Origin of the sequence: Vibrio rarus (assembly GCF_024347075.1) — a bacterium.
Lineage (GTDB): Bacteria > Pseudomonadota > Gammaproteobacteria > Enterobacterales > Vibrionaceae > Vibrio > Vibrio rarus.
In genome coordinates, this window is record NZ_AP024901.1 from 893,777 (window position 1) to 910,884 (window position 17,108).

The following is a 17,108-nucleotide window of genomic DNA, read 5'->3' on the forward strand; positions in this document are numbered from 1 at the left end:
TTATTTACTCGTATATGTGATTCATACAGTAATTGTTACGTTTTGAAATGATTTAGTTTGTGATCTACATCCTATTATTTATGCAGAGTCCATTTCATAAATAATAATTCATATTATTGGGATTATTAACTATCTGTTTTTTAAGGTTTTTATAATAATATCAAGCCGTTGTTTAATTTGTATTATTTAATTATATAAGTGATTTAGATCACTTGAAGAATATGAGTAAAATTTGAAATTAAGCTTTTGTATGTGAAATTAATGTCTTAATAATGAGAGTTACATCACGATAGTTGGAGGTGATATACAATATGAATAGATAAGGGTTGCTAAGATATTATGCCTTATTTATGGAATAGTATGAGCATATTTTTAGTATACCTACCTGCTATTTTTAGGTGCTATCAATGGACTTCTTTGCTATTTAATATAATAACAATCACATAGTAAGGTGTGTGTTTTCATATCTAAATGTATATAAAATTGCTTAGAGAGGTGCTGCGAAATAGAACTGTATTCATAGAACATCTGGGCATAGATATTTGCAATACCTACCTCTATGGCCAGAAAAAAATCCCCTCTGTTTATTAATGTTATAAGCATAACCTGAACTCGGATCTTTTTATGCACCGTTGGGCGTATGTATATATTTAAAATATAAATGAAGAGTCCATATGTAATGGTAGAGAATTAAATAATCGGTTGATATCTCACAACTTATAACTCACCCAATTAGCAATAAAGACTCTATGCATCATTGATCATAAGTCTATCCACTATAGTCATCTGAACATTGATGATGGAATGCTATCTCAGATTACGTTGAATAAATAATACGAATAAACAACCGTTTGAATGAATTAATATTCTTATATTAAATACTTGCGCAATTAGCCTTAATTGACATGTTTGCTTGTTATTTTTGTGCTGACAAAACAATATTATAAATATTGATGCTTAAGAAGCGTGAGGCATATCAAGGTTTTGAGTATTCATGCGGTGAATGTTTTATCTGCGCCTGTTTCTCCTAAGTTATTGTAATTAAAGGGAATTAATATGGATGGGTGAGCGTGGTGCTGTGGTCGTATAATACTTATGTATGACAAGTGAGATCTCGATCGCTTGGTCTTTTTCAAATATCTAATAAAATATGGAAACATAGATTTACTATTTGAAATAAAATAAGAGGGAAGATGAACAAGAATATTCTAGCTATCTTAATAGGCTTGGCATTAGTAGGTTGTAATGATACGTCTAGTAATGAAAATACGGATTCTGATAATCAACCAGATGCGTCAATTCCAGCTACGCCAATTGAACCGTCTATCCCGGTTACTCCTGATGAAGATCCTGATGGCTCAAATCCAGATGCGTCAATTCCAGCTACGCCAATTGAACCGTCTATCCCGGTTACTCCTGATGAAGATCCTGATGGCTCAAATCCAGATGCGTCAATTCCAGCTACGCCAATTGAACCGTCTATCCCGGTTACTCCTGATGAAGATCCTGATGGCTCAAATCCAGATGCGTCAATTCCAGCTACGCCAATTGAACCGTCTATCCCAGTTACTCCTGATACCCCTACGGATCCTGATGATTCGACTCCTTTACCTCCTATTACCCCTGACGCCGGTTATAGCGCGACAGGGATTCCGTTAGGGGTCCAAGAAGTACCAGAAGTAAACTGTACAGAGGTGTTCACATCAACCTCTGAACTAGAAGAAGCAGTAAGTACTGAAATGGCTCCTGGTACTACTTTGTGTCTTGCTGATGGTGAATATAGTCAAGGATTAGAGATCAAATTTGCAGGCCCTGGTACCGAAGATCAACCAATTAAAGTTGCTGCACAGAACCCAGGTAAAGCCATCATTAATGGCGGTGAAGTTGAAGTCATTATGGGCGGAACTTACACTCAACTACAAGGTTTCGTGTTTGATGGTGTTGAATTTAATAACCAATTGATCAGCACGCGATTAGCAACTCTAGACCTGTGTAAACACTGTCGTATCACCGAAGTTTCAATTATCGATGCAGTAACTGAGAAAGATTATGGCATCTTAGTTCATATTTACGGTCAGCATATTTGGCTTGATCACAATATCATCAGTGGTAAAACGGCTAAAAACCCAATGATCTCGTTTAACCGTTGGGTAGATAGTAGCTGGGATGAAGCAACTATATATGAATCTTTAGCTCAAGATATTGTTGTGTATAAAAACTACATTGCGAACAGAGCTCCGGCAGATAATAAGTTATACGCTGACGGCGGTGACAATGATTATGAAGCTATCCGTACTGGCTTAAGTGATACACATCACTATGATGGAAACTCCTTTGTTGTTGCTAATTTATTTGAACAAATTCAGGGTGAAGCTGAAGTCATCTCAAATAAAGGTTCACATAACGTTATCAGCCATAACACGATTAGAAATAGCTATGGTTCTTTGACTAACCGTCATGGTCATGGTTCAACGATTGATAATAATTTTATTATCAGTGATGATTTCCCTCTGTCGGGCGGCTTACGAATCGTGGATGGAGATCATTCTGTCACCAATAACTACATTGAAGGTGCACGTTATCTGAGTACAACTCACCACGGTGGCATTGTATTATTGGGTTCAGATGGTGCAGGTGATAGCGATAATGGTTACCAGCAAGTAGACAATGTGCACTTAGCACATAACACCGTAGTCGATAGTGTCAACAGCCTTAACCTTGATGGCGGTGGTAAAAAGATGCAACCTAGAAATGTATTTTTATCAAATAACTTAGTTGATCAAGCCATTGGTCCTGTATTTAGAAGTGATGGTCGTGGAGTACCAGAATCCTCTTCTATTTCTGGAAACATTGTACATGGGGAATCTTTATCTGATGATGATGGAATCAAAAACTCATCTGGATTTGAATTTACACAAGCCTATTTAGCTAAGCATTCCGATGATGGTTTATACCGTCCAACGGATTCTTCTCCAAACTTAGATGCGTTGAGTGATTACGAAAAAGGCAGTTTTACCGCTGTTACTCTGGATATGGATGGACAGGCTCGCTCTAACACTACGCTAGTTGGCGCAGATGAGGTATCAGATGAAACCAGACTCTTTAAACCACTAAGCTACGCAGATGTTGGTCCTACACATTATACGTTAGATAAGCCAACACCTATTATGGTTGAAACCACCATTGCTAATGCGGCCTTTGATCATGGTCTAGATGCTTGGTCTGGAAGTGCTACTCTTGTGACGGGGTCTGACTCTTTTGCACGTAATGGCAGTGTTCAAGTGAAACTTAATGAATCTTTGAGTCAAGAGGTTGAGCTTTTACCAAACCATGATTATGTCTTATCTGCGTTTATTAAAGGTGCATATCGATTAGAAGTTGCAGGAATTAAATATCAGCAAGATGTATTGAGTGACGAATCATATCAGTGGGTTACTATGCCGTTTAATTCGGGTGATAATACTAGTGGTGACGTTATTTTAGGATTACCTGATTCGGTGACATTATATGCAGATGTTCAAGATGGTGATTTAGGCCAGTGGCGTGAAGACGGTGGTAGCAGTGATGTTTGGGTTCAATACGAAGGTGTTGGTGGCGATGATGTAGGTAGTTCTGGTGACTCAGCATTTAATGATGATGTGACCAATGGCTCTGCTCGTGTACGCTTCAAAAAAGGCGAGGATAGCTATGACTTTACAGCAAAACCAGGCCTTAGTCAGAAAGTAACCGGCCTTCCAGCGGATAAAGACATGACCTTTAGCATGTACTACTGTGATAACAAAGGTGATGATTCTGCGTCAACTTTACATTATGGTGTTAAAGACAGTAACGACAATATTATTATTGATGCACGTGCGCATGTGAAAGATTTGGATGATGCTCCAGAAGGCAGCGTTAAAAATTGCTTCAAGCAAGTGACCGTTGACTTTAATAGTAGCTCGTACAATGACGTTGAAATCTTTGCTTACATGGAAATCGATACTGAAAACTTCTCTCAAGAGCAGCTAGAAGCTCTAGTAGATAGTGATAAAGAACTAGAAGTTCGTATTGATGAGTTCTCTATTACTTATCAAGGCGCTCCAAGTGACGATGCCGTTGGCTATTTCGATGAGATTCGACTGGTGACTCGTAACGACCAATAAAACTAATTGCAGCTTACCAAGGTGAACCAGATTCTGATGAAGTGGCATACTTCGATGAAGTTCGTTTGGTTAGCCGTACTAACGCTCAATAAATACGATACAGTTATCGTTTAATTGATGAGATAAAGTCCCCTTTACCTATGTAGAGGGGGCTTTTTGTCTAAAAAAGGGTAGGGTGATAAAAGTGGATACTGCGATACCACTAGAGGTTTGTTTCCTACGTGTACTTTTTAAGTGCGCAGGTGCATTGTGCGATGGCGAAACTCAACTAAGAATGCTGAACGCGAGGGAATTTGCATAACCCATTACCGCTGAATGGCTATAATGATGAGTAAATTTCACCCACTTAGCTCAAAACCTGCTCGAACAGTATAAATAAGCCTAAAATATTCCAATTAACTCTTTTAATTTTCTTAAATTGTGGCATATTGTCTCTCGTCGAAACGATGTTGCGTGCATCGTATAATGGCTATTACCTCAGCCTTCCAAGCTGATGATGCGGGTTCGATTCCCGCTGCACGCTCCAATCTCTTTTCTGCTTTACCCATTCCAAACCTCTGAAAATTAACCACTTAGTTGTGGGTTTTTGTGTGTCTGAAAGTAAATTAATGACCCTCCCAAAGTAGTCTCAAAATGGATTGAGACCAAACACAATTTCTCGTTCGATGTTGTGCCCCTCAAAATATTGCACCAGATTATTAAATAATCCATCAGCACGAGACTCTGGTATGCCGCCTTTAACCCAAGATAGTGGTTTTGACGGTTCCATTTGTGATGACCAACTTGTTATAAATATGATGGTAAATCGCACAGGGACAAAAGCGAGTTGCTCTTAGCTCCTTGAGTTGTTTGAATTGAGGCTAGAGGTAGGTTACAACTCTAGTATTCGGAACCAAAATGGAGTTCTCTATGGCAATTCGGGCAAAGTGCTAGCGCATTTTCAACGCTATCGACTCCACCATCTGCAAGCCTGATTATATGATGCACTTCAAGGTACGGTGTTTCGTCCTTGCGCCTTCTAAATGGAGCGTCTTTTTTACAGCGCTCACATATACCATTTGCTCTTAGTAGAACTTCGACAATAACATCAGGATTCCTTCGATATGCTGTTGAAACCGTTTGGATTTTCTCAGGATTATTAGGAGTTGACTTTAACCTTCTGCGACGATTTTCAGAAGTGTCTTTCATCGACTCCGAGATTTCTTTGTCTAAATCATACTGCACTTTATCGGCGGAGTGCATACCACCTAAATCATTTTCACGATTGGAGTACATTGGAAGGTCGTGCAGGTTGTTAGCAAGGGTGCGAATGGTGTTAGCAAGTGGTATCACATTTTGTTTTTTAGCTTGAAAGTTCGCCGTTGTGTTGTCGCTTATAATAAGTTTTTGAAAAGTAGAGTCTGATATTGGAGCAATTGATAGACGATTTAAAAAGCTAATAAAATTAACACGTTTACCATTGATAAAGTCATTATCGGTCAGGTCAATCCCTCGATAACGGTAGATTTCGCTGTAGTGAATCGCATTCAAACATTGCATTATAGGAAGATAGTGTCTGTGCTCATGCCTACGAACATTTTCGCTTGAGTTCTCCATAATAAACCTAAATTCTTCTCGCGAAACGGGACCTGAACGGAATAGGTCTATGAAAGGTTCGTTTACAGCGCCTCCTTTATAATGACTCCACCTTAAAACGTCTGAACGCATTTTAATTCCCTACAAATATGCTCATCAAGATGAAAGATAGATTACTACCTGATTTTATGTGTAGCAACAATACTCGGGACAAAAGCGCCTTAGTGCAACTACTCTAAAGCGGTTTTTGTCGCCGATTGGATCTGGTGCTTTTTTCATGTCTTCTGGCTGAGTAGTTCGATAGGTAAAAAGGTTCGCCATACATAAGCGGACAGGTGATGAAGCCAGAAGTTTGAAATATAAGGTGGAAGTGTAGAGTTGAAGAAACTGCTAATAATAAAAACATAGTTTACTACTCCTCGTCCTATTTATGAGTTAGTACAATTAACATCATATTCATCTCTTAATCCTAAAATACATGTCAAACATAGAAACCTACTATACGATCTTGAATGTCTTACCCGACTCTGACGGATCAGTCATTCGTGGTGCATATAAAGCCTTAGCTAAAAAATATCATCCTGACACATATAAAGGTGATAAGAAGTTTGCTAATGAAATGATGCAAAAGATTAATATGGCATATCAAGTTCTAAATGACCCCATAAAGCGCCAAGCTTATGACATTGAAATAGAATGTGTTAATAAAACAAAATCGAAAGAAAAAAAGCAAACAAACAAAAATAATGCAGATGAAAATTGGGAATATGCTACCCAATTCTATCCGGATCTTGTAAGTATTGCCGATAATCTATTAATCATCAATAAGAACCTTTCAGATACATTCAAGTCTGAAGTATTAAAACAAAAAGCGTTTAGTTATATTTTAGCAAACCGGCTCGCTATAGAACTTCAAAATGATTTCCTCATTCGTAACTTTGGACAAGACTCTATTGCCCAACAACTAGGCTTATCTTATTTAAAAAAAGGGAATAAGGTCGCTGCACTTGAATTAAATAAAGCGTTGGTTTTTTTTGGGAGTGAGGCTTCTACGAAAACAATAGAACAAATCATTAGTCAATATGGAGATCCTCGCAATATAAAATGTAATGATAATGATTCATTAGCTATAGGTGTATTTTTAGTATTTATTTATGTAATTATTCTCATCGTTGCAGGTATATCATTATCATGATAAATCATGGAATCGGCGTTTTTCAAGGTAATTGTAGATGATGAAGATCTTCGATCTTTCGATGGTAAATTGTCCAAAAGACCAATGGATGATATTCAATTTCTGAATGACTTAAGTACTGAAGGAAAAAGCTGGGCTACAAATAAAGAGATTTAAGATATCTTCATTAATGGGAAGAAACTTAGGATTACAGATCTAATTTAACAACTGTATTTTACACGAACAAACCAACATTTGGAAACTAGCTCAGTTCTCAATGGAGCAGTTCTTCATTGTTGAGTTTCTTAGAGCACGCAGTGACCGTCACACTCAATATTCAACCAAGATAAATTCGAGATCCTCAACGATGAGGTTGAAGATGAAATTGGTCGGTGCCGAACCTCGCTTTAAGCAAGTACCAAAGAATTTGGTTCATCACTTTACGACTCGTACTGCTACATTTCCGGGCAAGACAATGGTTGTGGTCATGAGTCGTGGGATTTGCGTGGATCTCTATAATGCGATTGTCGCGATTAAACCTGAGTGGCATAACGATGATCCAAAGAAAGGTGCTATTAAAATTGTGATGACAGGCAGTGTAGTGGTACGCTTAAATTGAAGATAAGGCAAGACGTTAAAATCTTGCCTTTTGTGTACTTACGTTTCTGTTTAGAACCTTCTTAGTTGGTACTTAGTTACTCAAAACGTCCTGCAATATATTTAGGTAGCAGTAAATTTGCAAATGAATAATTTGTACAACAGGGGGCTTGGACAAACTCTAGCACTCTATTATGCATAGAGGGCTACTCAATTGTGAACCCTGCGAATAAACGCAATGTTTGCGGATGAACGGGTAGGAATGTCGATTGCAACTAACTGAATGACTTTTAGTCTATCCGCGTAATAAAGGTTTGTTCGTCATCCACAAAAGCCACAAAGCCGCCATGATAGATAAACACTCGACCACGTCCCTCCACAAGGCAGGCAAGTTGTGGGTTCAAATCTTCTTTATTAGCCTTGCTTTGAAAAGTGCCCGTATCGGTGATTACGCCGCTGAATTGAGGCAAATATCCATAAGTGCGCTTGGCTTGATCAATCAGGCTCAATTCACTAGCTCTAGAGAAGCAAGATGGGATCGCACCAGCGTCTTCGATAAATAGAGTTTTAAATTCTTCAAAAGCTGTAATCACCAGCCAGTCGATGTCGTTAACATGATGGATAAACATAGAGTTTCTCGGTCATTTTGATGTTGGGATTCTATCACTATCCGAGGCGTAATGTAGTGGATATTTAGCGGCTAAACAAAAGCGATACATGATGAATACTTCAGTGTAGGAAGCAGTATTGGGTGCAGATTTTAATGGAGCAACAAATCCACAAATCCAAGACACCCATAGTAAATTTCATAAGAAACATAAAAATTGATAACGAGTCTGATTCAATTCTATGTAATAACTTAGTAATAACAGTAATGCTATTGGAAAGTGGTTGATTTAGGTTAGAAATTGTAAATGTTAGGCGTGTTTGGGTTGAACCTATCTAAAGGTTCGGTGGAGGTAGACGATCAGTCTTTAGACAATTAGTGCTCTTTTAAATATCGGCAACATTTCGCAAAATGCCGTCGCCGCTTTTCTAAATGCTCACAGTAAGATGTCAGTTCTTCAAGTGTCCCAACAGGGCCATGGAACAAGTGGCCAAATTGAGTGATAAGTGTCATCCAGTTATCGGGGGCAATATTCATTTTTACTAGTAAATCCTGACTACCACTACTGATAGCGCCACGCTTATCATCCCGAATTAACCGCCCTGTTTCATCAATGAGTTGTAAGTAGTCACTTAGCGGAAAAGCCACGCCCTTAGGTTGATTGTGCTGTTCATTTTCTATAAAAGGCAGTAAACGTTTAGGTTGCTCTCCTCTTAAAGCCCCCTGAATGCGAAGTTGAATGCTGGTATGCTCTGACTGCTCAAGTGTTTTGGCCATTTTGGCTCTAATTGGATTTAAATCTACGTAAGCCATGCAGGTAATTAGCGCAGCCTCGTCGAGCAAGGCTTGAGATTTAAACCGTCCTTCCCAAAATCGGCCAGAGCAGTTGTCTTCTTGGTTTGCCCTTCGCGCGATGGGCTCATTAAGACAACGCATAAACCAGCTGATATCACAAAGGCGACTTCGATAAGTAGCAATCCTATGCTGCAATATTGCGGTATCTGCAGGGGGGAGTAAATGCCCTTTAACAAAGCGATGAGTGAGTTCATCGCCTTTAAATATTTGATGCCATTGCTCAAGTACTTCTCTGTCACTCCAGTCGTTGGCGGCCTCAATATCAACGTGTAACACCACATGTAAGTGATTGGACATAATAGCAAAAGCGGCAACATCGATGGCAAATACTGATGTGAGTTTTAGTAATAATGATTCAACCCAACCACGCCTATGGTCGTAATTTTTCCCGGAGTAAGCATCGTCGCCACAAAGGTACGCGCGCCTAACAACGCGACTGCAGCAATGATAATAAGGCGTATCTTCAAGACTAATTTGAGTTCTTCGAGGGCGAGGCATTAGGTTACTCCTGCATTCAAATCGTGCATTAAGTTTAGTCAATGGTTTTCAAATAGGGTATTACAATGGGTGGCCACATTTGTGTTCATCAGGTATGGTGAGTTTTTTGGGGGTGTTATGGCTATAAGTAATGTGTTGTATGGTGTGATTCAAGGGATGGGGTTTTGTATTCCTGTGGCTAAAGGGGTGTGTTGTGATGAATCTTTTTTGGCTAAGGTATGTGAAGAAAATACGGCGTTATTTGAGAGATCGAAACTTAAGTATCCTGCACATTCGGATCTACAACTCTTACTTGGTTTGTTGACCTTGCGTCATGAGGTTTTGTTAAAGCAACTTCTAGTGCAGCAAGACAGTTTAGTGGCTATGCAGCAGGTGATAGAGGGTTCGTTAAACAGCGAGCATGCTAACGCATTTAAATCCCCATTAGTGATGGAGTTTTGGTTAACTATGCACCTTTGGTTGTATGCGCAAGGGCAGCTTAAAATGGATTTTTCATTGGCGAATGACTATGCAATGGAAGCGGCAGAAGCATTGAGCCCTTTATGTTCGTCATCAAAGGATCAGTTACGTTGTGAGTGGACGAGATCGTTTTATTGTGGTTCTGAGTTTTTGACTAAAAATGGTAACAAGGGTTCACGAATTGGTGCCTGGTTTGCTAACTTACTGAAATAAAATAAATAGTCTGTTATTTCTTGTTCGTTTATATGCATTTACTCCTTTTTTTTGTTTCATTTATAGGCAACGCAAACGTTTGCTCTTTACTTATTGCTAAAATTCTTTATTATTCCGCCAAAATCAGATTGTCTCTTTATATCCCCCAGAGGTCACCATGCTGTCGGACATTGAAATCTCACGCTTTACCCCTTTACGCCCTATTGCTGATATCGCCACCGCAGTAGGACTGCATGCAGATGAGATTCAAACCCATGGACAATATAAAGCCAAGGTTTGCCTTAAAGCACTAAAACGTCTTAAAAAGAAAAAAACAGGAAAATTGGTGGTAGTGACGGCGATTACTCCCACGCCACTTGGAGAAGGCAAAACGGTTACAGCCATAGGTTTAGCTCAAGGCTTATTTAAGGTCGGTCAGTCGGTAATGACTTGCATTAGACAACCGTCAATGGGCCCTGTTTTTGGCGTGAAAGGTGGTGCTGCGGGTGGTGGTTACTCTCAAGTTGCACCAATGGAAGAGCTAAATTTGCACCTCACCGGAGACATCCACGCCGTTACTGCAGCGCATAACTTAGCGTCTGCTGCTATTGATGCTCGTATTTATCACGAGCAAAGAAAGGGTTATGACGACTTTGAAGCTCGCACGGGCATGAAGCCATTGCGTATTGATCCTACTAGCATAGTGTGGAAGCGAGTAGTGGATCACAATGACCGTGCCCTACGAAAAATCAATGTAGGTTTGAATGATGAAGGCAAAACCATCAATGGCTATGAACGAGAAGATGGTTTTGATATTTCTGCTGCTTCAGAATTAATGGCGGTACTCGCCTTGGCCGCAGATTTACACGATCTGCGTCTGCGTATTGGTAAGATCGTCATTGGTTACAACTTTGATGGACAAGCAGTAACGACGGAAGATCTTGGTGTAGCTGGCGCTATGACAGTTAGTATGCGTCAAGCCATTGAGCCCACTATGATGCAAACGTTAGAAGGGATCCCAACCTTAGTTCACGCGGGTCCATTTGCTAACATTGCCCACGGTAACTCTTCGATTATAGCCGACAATATTGCCACTAAATTGGTGGACTATACGGTAACCGAAGGGGGCTTTGGCTCGGACATGGGTTTTGAAAAAGCGTGTAATATTAAAGCGCAAGCCTCTGGCAAAGCTCCAGATTGTGCGGTAATTGTTGCCACATTGCGCGGTTTAAAGGCCAATTCAGGCTTATATAATTTGAAACCAGGCCAACCTATCCCCGATAGCATGTTCGACAAAGACAGTGCGGCGCTAAAAGCCGGTTTTGATAATTTAGCTTGGCATATTCAAAACGTAGTAAAGTATGGTGTGCCTGCTGTTGTGGCAATTAACCGTTTCCCGCAAGACAGTGACGAAGAATTGGCCGAGCTTAAAGCCATGGTAGAAGCTTTGCCATACGCCGTTGAAGTTGCGGTGTGTGAAGCGTTTGCTAAAGGTGGGGCAGGGGCAACAGAGTTGGCGGCCAAAGTGGTTGAACTGTGCCAATCTCCGAGCCAATTTACCCCGCTCTATCAGCCTTCTAATACGTTAGAAGAAAAAATCATGGCAGTGACTGAGCTTGGTTATGGTGCCGATTCGGTTACGTTAAGTGATAAAGCCAAAGCGCAACTGGCACAATTTAAAGCATTGGGCTTTGATCATTTAGCGATTTGTATGGCTAAAACACCTATGTCCATTTCTGCAGATGGCGCAGTAAAAGGCGCACCATCTTCTTTTGATATTCCTGTGCGTGAGCTAAAGTTGTGTGCTGGCGCTGGGTTTATTTATGCATTGTGCGGCAATGTGATGACCATGCCTGGCTTATCGGATAAGCCGGCCTTTATGAATCTTGATATTGATGCCGACGGAAATATTATTGGTTTAAGTTAATCTCCTTTGAGCTCATCGTAATATTGCTCAGTGATATAAAAAGGCATGCCCTTGTGTAGGTGCATGCCTTTATTGTTTTATGACAAAGAGAAAATGCGATGACTAGGAGCAGGCTGCTACTGTCGCAATGATCGACAGTGATTTGGCTTATTCACAAGGAGGAGCGAGATGGATCATCGCCAGTCCACCAAGGGACGTTTCACGGTATTTCTTATTCATATCCTTGCCCGTTTGATACATAGTATCAATGACATTATCTAATGAAATAAGACACTTACTAGATCGTTTCAGTGCCATTCGTGATGCATTAATAGCCTTCATTGCCCCCATAGCATTGCGCTCAATGCAGGGCACTTGTACCAGTCCGCCAATAGGATCACAGGTCATGCCTAGTGAGTGTTCCATTGCAATTTCAGCGGCAATACAAATTTGCTCGTTACTGCCTCCACGAAGTGCAGTTAACCCCGCAGCCGCCATAGATGAAGAGACACCCACCTCTCCTTGGCATCCCACTTCAGCGCCCGAGATAGAGGCATTGGTTTTATATAAAATTCCGATAGCGCCGGAAACGGCCATAAAATCTTTGAGCTGTTTGGTATCTAACGTTTTAACAAAGCGATTGTGATACATCAATACCGCAGGAATAACCCCAGCAGCACCATTGGTCGGAGAGGTCACCACTTGTCCACCGGCGGCATTTTCTTCACTGACTGCAAAGGCGAACAGATTTATCCAATCCATGATGGCCATAGGATCACTTTCTATGGCGGCGCTGGCTTCTAATTTTTTCAGCAAATTGGGCGCTCGGCGAGTGACACTCAAACCACCATCTAAGATCCCTTCAGTTTCAAAGCCTCGCTCCATGCATAAATGCATCACTTTCCAGATTTGTTCCGTTTTCGCATCAATGGCCGGCATGTCCTGAAAAGCCAGTTCATTTCGCAGTACCATACCACCTAGGCTCAAGCCATGTTTTTCAGCCTGCTGCAGCATTTCATCGGCACTTGCGAAAGGAAACTCAACCGCAACATCCGATGTTTTTTTACCAAGCTGTAACTCTTTTTCAGTCGCGATAAATCCGCCACCAATAGAGTAGTAAGTCTCAAACCCCACCGAGTTACCATGGGCATCAAATGCCGATATGGTCATACCATTTTCATGTAGAGGTAAGTTGCTGTCGTGGAATAAAATATCCTGTTGGTAGTTAAACGTAATAAAATGGTCGCCAGCAATATTCAACTTGCCTTCTTCAATGGCATTGCGCATCTCAGTGTTAGCACTTGAGATTTTGATGGTATCGGGACGGTTGCCCAGCAAACCTAAAATGACGGCGCGATCGGTATGGTGACCACGACCCGTTAAAGAGAGAGAGCCATACAAGTCAACTTGGATGCGAAAGACGGAAGAGACCTCTTTCTCAATCAGTTGTGTGAAATGATAGCCCGCAAGCATAGGACCATTAGTATGAGAACTCGAAGGCCCTACCCCTATTTTATAGATATCAAAGATTGAGTACATATTCCTACCTATTACGCCATAAAGGCTCATGCCAATGAGGGAAAACAAAGCTAAGTGCCATTGCAATTCTGAGGGTAATGAATCGACAACAACAGAGGGGGCACTTAGCCATTAATGGCTTAAATTGTGCAGTATACTGCCTATTAATAGTAATGATAGCCAGTATATGGCGAATAATAATCTCTTTTCGTTGGCGAACGGTGTTAGAGTGCAAAAATTACAGAAGTTTAAAGGTGGAAGATAATGTTGTACTGCCCTAAATGTGGCGTAAAAAGCTTGGCTGCCCATAATAACCAGTTTATTTGTGCAGAGTGTGACTTTACGTTTTTTCAGAATATGGCCGCAGCTGTAATGGCGGCAGTGATTAAAAAAGATGTCCAGCAACAGGTGATGCTGTTAGTGGCAACTCGCTCTCGTCATCCTGGGAAGGGCTTATGGGATCTACCTGGCGGTTTTGTGGACCCTGACGAAAGCGCAGAGCATGCCCTAAAACGAGAACTAAAAGAAGAAATAGGAGTAGAGCCTGCGTCTTTGCAATATCTGGTCTCTTATCCTAATACCTACCCTTATAAAACGGTGGTGTATAAAACATGCGATATGGTGTTTTTAGTAACTTTGCCAAGTCAGGCACAAGTAGTTGCCGCTGATGATGTAGAAAGTTTGCAGTGGTTGCCTTTAGCGGATATCGACTTAAATGGTTTTGCCTTTGAATCCACTAAGCAAGCCGTGCAGACAGTGCGAGCGCATTTGTCTAATCAGCATCTAAACGAATGATTTATAAGTACTTTACTAAGGTCCTCGCTCGGAAGGTGCTTGGTTAAATGTCAACGACTTATGCGGGACTATCCTAGAGTCAATATGCTAGTGCCACATCACCAACACTGCGGCAATGCCAACTAAGATCAGAGCCAGTATGTCTTTTTTGGCAATGCGTTGTTTAAGATAAAAATACGACACCAACATGGTAAAAAAGATTTCTACTTGGCCTAAGGTTTTTACATAAGGCACCGCCTGCAATGACATGGCGCTGAACCAACCAAATGAACCAATGAAACTGGCAATACTGGTCATAATGACCAACTTAGGTGCCCGTAGCATCTGTCTTAGTGTGTTTCTATCTTTTAGTAGTAAATAGCCAGTGAGCATTAGGGTTTGCAACAAGATAACAATAAATAACACCCATGCTGCGCGATGAGGAAACGGCAAGGAGAGGCTTAAACTGGCTTCTCTTATCCAAAGTGAAGTTAGAGCAAAACAGGTACTGCATGCCAAGCCCAACAATGCCGTATTAAGTGAAATACGGCGCTCTCCTTGTGGCAAACTTAAAATTAACACCGCTAAGCCACCGATTAGCACGCCAGCCCAGCCAAGCAAAGTTAAACTGGTACCAAAAAATAAAACCCCTAAAAAAGCAGATACTGGCGCTTCTGATTTAGCCAGTCCCGCCCCGATAGCAAAATTCTTTTGTTTAAATAACACCACCATGAGCGCAGTTGCAATTATCTGCATGATGGCTGCGCCAACTAAAAATAGCCAAGAATGTGTGGTAAAGGTTGCCAATGGTGCCGGTTGCCATTGGTACAGAGCAATGAGGTAAATGAATGCCAATGGGCTGGCCCATAAGAAGCGAGCTAAAGTGACCCCTGTGACATTGAGACTGTGGCTTAACTGGCTTTGAAATGCATTGCGCCATGCTTGACTAAAAGCGGCTAAAAAAGTGAAAAGAACCCAGCTCACGTTCATCCTTGAAATATCAGGCAATAGGAAGCCTATATCCTACAGGCGCGCAGAGAGATCACAACTGTGTTGTATCAATTACCTTGCCCAAGTTAAAGATGATTATTCACATAATAAAGCGGCTTTATTTACTTAAGAGACATAATTTGTCGCCATTGTGCATATGATTACATCAAACGTGAAACATAATAAGAGATGTAACCTATGACCATTGCACAATTTAAAACACAATTAACAGTCCAACAATTTGATAACTACAGCTTCTTAAAAAATGGGCTCAATGAGCTATATATACAGGCTATCCAAGCCGAAAAATACGCCGGTATAGATGGGCAATCCAGTTTGGCAAAAATGCGATTATTTGTTGAGTTGGCTTGCCATGAGTTAGGTAAATTTTATGGGCTTAGACCGCCGGTTTCTGGGGAGCTTTCAAATAAAATCAAACAGTTGGAATCGTCTAAAAAAGTAGATGCTTGGGCTATTCAGTCAATGAATCGTCTGCGCTCTTTTGGCAATCAATCGCTGCATATTACGGAAGTGAATGGGCATTTTGTGGCGCAGTTGAATGTGTCAGAAATTCGCATGCGTCAATTACTGCAAGATATGCACGAACTGGCCAAATATGTGGCAAATAAGGTGCTATTTATAGAACAAAGTACCATGCCCGATTGGCAACAGAACCCATCTTTAGAGTTAGCGGAGTCAATTACATTAGCGTTGAGTGGTGATGTGCAATCAAGTTACGCCGTGGCTAAGCATTTCTTCAGCAAGTTAGCATTATCTGAGAGTTCAAATAAGCAACAACGTACAAGTTGGCAGTGTGATTTTGAATATTGGTCCAACAAAGCACTGCAACAAGGGTGTAAAAAAAGCGGTTTGTTGCAAGCAAATAGCTACGCCAGAAAACTCATGCCACATAAAGAATCCACTGAAATTAAGGCCCTATACAAGAAGGCGTTATTGGTGGATGAAGAGGGTGAAGCGTTGGCAAGTTTTGCGATGTATTTGATGAGAATAGGTGAAGTAAAGCTAGGCTTAGACTACCTGATACAAGCCACTGAAAAGGGCAATCACGAGTCGCTTTCTCAAATGCAGGCGATTACCCACAAACAAGATGAACAAGCGTACTTGGGCTTGATTGATGAAGGTCTTAAGTTGTCACATAAACCCTCTTACACTTTGGACTTATTTGAAAAAATAAAGCGTTATGAGAAAAATCTTGACGATGAAGTGGCGCTTAAAGCGTTGCGTAGTGCGCTTATTGTGGCTGAAGCGAAATCGGCTCCTGGGTATCAGTTTTTTAAAGGGTATGCCGCATTCATATCAGAAAATAAAACCGCATCTAAAGGTCTCACCCATCAGCAATGCGCCAATATGATGGTCGATCACTACGACAATTTGCCCATCGACCTTGAGGTTGAAGGGCGTCTTCTTAGTGTGATTGCTGACTTTAATGAACATCATAAAGTGATGCTCTCTATTTTTGAGCGGGCGATGACGCAAATAAGCGATGTTCAGCAGCAGGCACAGCTGAAATCAGCGGTGGCTATGTGCTCTATTGAAATATTTAAGCAGAAGCATTCAGTGAAAACCCCTATGCCAATTCGTCAAATGTTACAAGAAGCGGCCAATGATGGGGATGCTACCGCAAGATCGTACCTTAACTCTACAGAAGGTAAGGCGTTACTGAAAAAGGGAGGTTTTGGTACCACCGCACGCATTGGGCGCAAAACTGGTGGCCAAAAAGCGAAAGATCGAAAGAAAAATAAAGCGGCAAAGAAAGCGCGTCGCAAATAATTTCGGCTTATTGCGCTTTCAATTCGCCTG

General features: G+C 41.0%; 13 protein-coding genes, 1 tRNA gene and 1 pseudogene. 8 read left to right on the forward strand and 7 right to left on the reverse strand.

All coding sequences use genetic code 11. The annotated features are described in order from the left end of the window. The first annotated feature begins 1,193 nt into the window (after nucleotides 1-1,193). Entirely contained in the window at nucleotides 1,194-4,142 is a 2,949-nt protein-coding gene (locus OCU56_RS16940; protein ID WP_261875109.1) for a polysaccharide lyase 6 family protein, read from the forward strand. 451 nt (nucleotides 4,143-4,593) lie between these two features. Next, nucleotides 4,594-4,668: transfer RNA gene (locus OCU56_RS16945), tRNA-Gly, on the forward strand. Nucleotides 4,669-4,770: 102 nt separating this feature from the next. Here the strand turns inward: OCU56_RS16945 and OCU56_RS16950 are convergent. From OCU56_RS16950 to OCU56_RS17560, 3 genes are all read right to left on the reverse strand, one after another. Further along, nucleotides 4,771-4,911 carry a hypothetical protein gene (locus OCU56_RS16950; RefSeq protein ID WP_261875110.1) on the reverse strand — a complete coding sequence of 47 codons (141 nt, stop codon included), beginning with the start codon at nucleotides 4,909-4,911 and terminating at the stop codon, nucleotides 4,771-4,773. Nucleotides 4,912-5,021: 110 nt separating this feature from the next. Further along, on the reverse strand, nucleotides 5,022-5,849 hold the full coding sequence (locus tag OCU56_RS16955) for an HNH endonuclease (protein ID WP_261875111.1): 828 nt from the start codon (nucleotides 5,847-5,849) through the stop codon (nucleotides 5,022-5,024). Between the two features lie 54 nt (nucleotides 5,850-5,903). Beyond that, the gene (locus tag OCU56_RS17560; protein WP_390904873.1) at nucleotides 5,904-6,038 is read right to left on the reverse strand and encodes a DUF1643 domain-containing protein; all 135 of its coding nucleotides are present in this window, start codon (nucleotides 6,036-6,038) and stop codon (nucleotides 5,904-5,906) included. A gap of 157 nt (nucleotides 6,039-6,195) precedes the next feature. On the opposite strand from OCU56_RS17560, the gene OCU56_RS16960 reads away from it, so the two are divergent. Next, nucleotides 6,196-6,912, forward strand: coding sequence for a DnaJ domain-containing protein (locus tag OCU56_RS16960; RefSeq protein ID WP_261875112.1), 717 nt, complete (start codon nucleotides 6,196-6,198; stop codon nucleotides 6,910-6,912). 361 nt (nucleotides 6,913-7,273) lie between these two features. Then, nucleotides 7,274-7,489, forward strand: a pseudogene (locus tag OCU56_RS16965) (hypothetical protein); the annotation flags it as partial. Between the two features lie 289 nt (nucleotides 7,490-7,778). Here the strand turns inward: OCU56_RS16965 and OCU56_RS16970 are convergent. Both OCU56_RS16970 and OCU56_RS16975 read right to left on the reverse strand, forming a co-directional pair. After that, nucleotides 7,779-8,117 carry a cytosolic protein gene (locus OCU56_RS16970; protein WP_261875113.1) on the reverse strand — a complete coding sequence of 113 codons (339 nt, stop codon included), beginning with the start codon at nucleotides 8,115-8,117 and terminating at the stop codon, nucleotides 7,779-7,781. 353 nt (nucleotides 8,118-8,470) lie between these two features. Next, entirely contained in the window at nucleotides 8,471-9,448 is a 978-nt protein-coding gene (locus tag OCU56_RS16975; protein WP_261875114.1) for a transposase, read from the reverse strand. 117 nt (nucleotides 9,449-9,565) lie between these two features. On the opposite strand from OCU56_RS16975, the gene OCU56_RS16980 reads away from it, so the two are divergent. Together OCU56_RS16980 and OCU56_RS16985 are read left to right on the forward strand one after the other, a co-directional pair. Further along, nucleotides 9,566-10,120 carry a hypothetical protein gene (locus OCU56_RS16980; RefSeq protein ID WP_261875115.1) on the forward strand — a complete coding sequence of 185 codons (555 nt, stop codon included), beginning with the start codon at nucleotides 9,566-9,568 and terminating at the stop codon, nucleotides 10,118-10,120. 157 nt (nucleotides 10,121-10,277) lie between these two features. Further along, complete coding sequence (locus OCU56_RS16985) at nucleotides 10,278-12,026, forward strand: formate--tetrahydrofolate ligase (protein WP_261875116.1); 1,749 nt, start codon at nucleotides 10,278-10,280, stop codon at nucleotides 12,024-12,026. A gap of 147 nt (nucleotides 12,027-12,173) precedes the next feature. On the opposite strand, the gene OCU56_RS16990 is transcribed toward OCU56_RS16985, so the two are convergent. Continuing rightward, on the reverse strand, nucleotides 12,174-13,544 hold the full coding sequence (locus OCU56_RS16990; RefSeq protein ID WP_261875117.1) for an L-serine ammonia-lyase: 1,371 nt from the start codon (nucleotides 13,542-13,544) through the stop codon (nucleotides 12,174-12,176). A gap of 243 nt (nucleotides 13,545-13,787) precedes the next feature. On the opposite strand from OCU56_RS16990, the gene OCU56_RS16995 reads away from it, so the two are divergent. Then, nucleotides 13,788-14,318 (forward strand): NUDIX domain-containing protein, encoded by a 531-nt coding sequence (locus OCU56_RS16995; protein WP_315973186.1) that lies wholly within the window; start codon nucleotides 13,788-13,790, stop codon nucleotides 14,316-14,318. An 87-nt stretch (nucleotides 14,319-14,405) separates the two neighbouring features. Here the strand turns inward: OCU56_RS16995 and OCU56_RS17000 are convergent, their stop codons facing one another. Beyond that, nucleotides 14,406-15,287, reverse strand: coding sequence for a DMT family transporter (locus tag OCU56_RS17000; protein ID WP_261875600.1), 882 nt, complete (start codon nucleotides 15,285-15,287; stop codon nucleotides 14,406-14,408). A gap of 198 nt (nucleotides 15,288-15,485) precedes the next feature. Between OCU56_RS17000 and OCU56_RS17005 the strand changes: the two genes are divergently transcribed. Beyond that, entirely contained in the window at nucleotides 15,486-17,078 is a 1,593-nt protein-coding gene (locus OCU56_RS17005; protein WP_261875118.1) for a DUF4145 domain-containing protein, read from the forward strand. The last annotated feature ends 30 nt before the right edge of the window (nucleotides 17,079-17,108 follow it).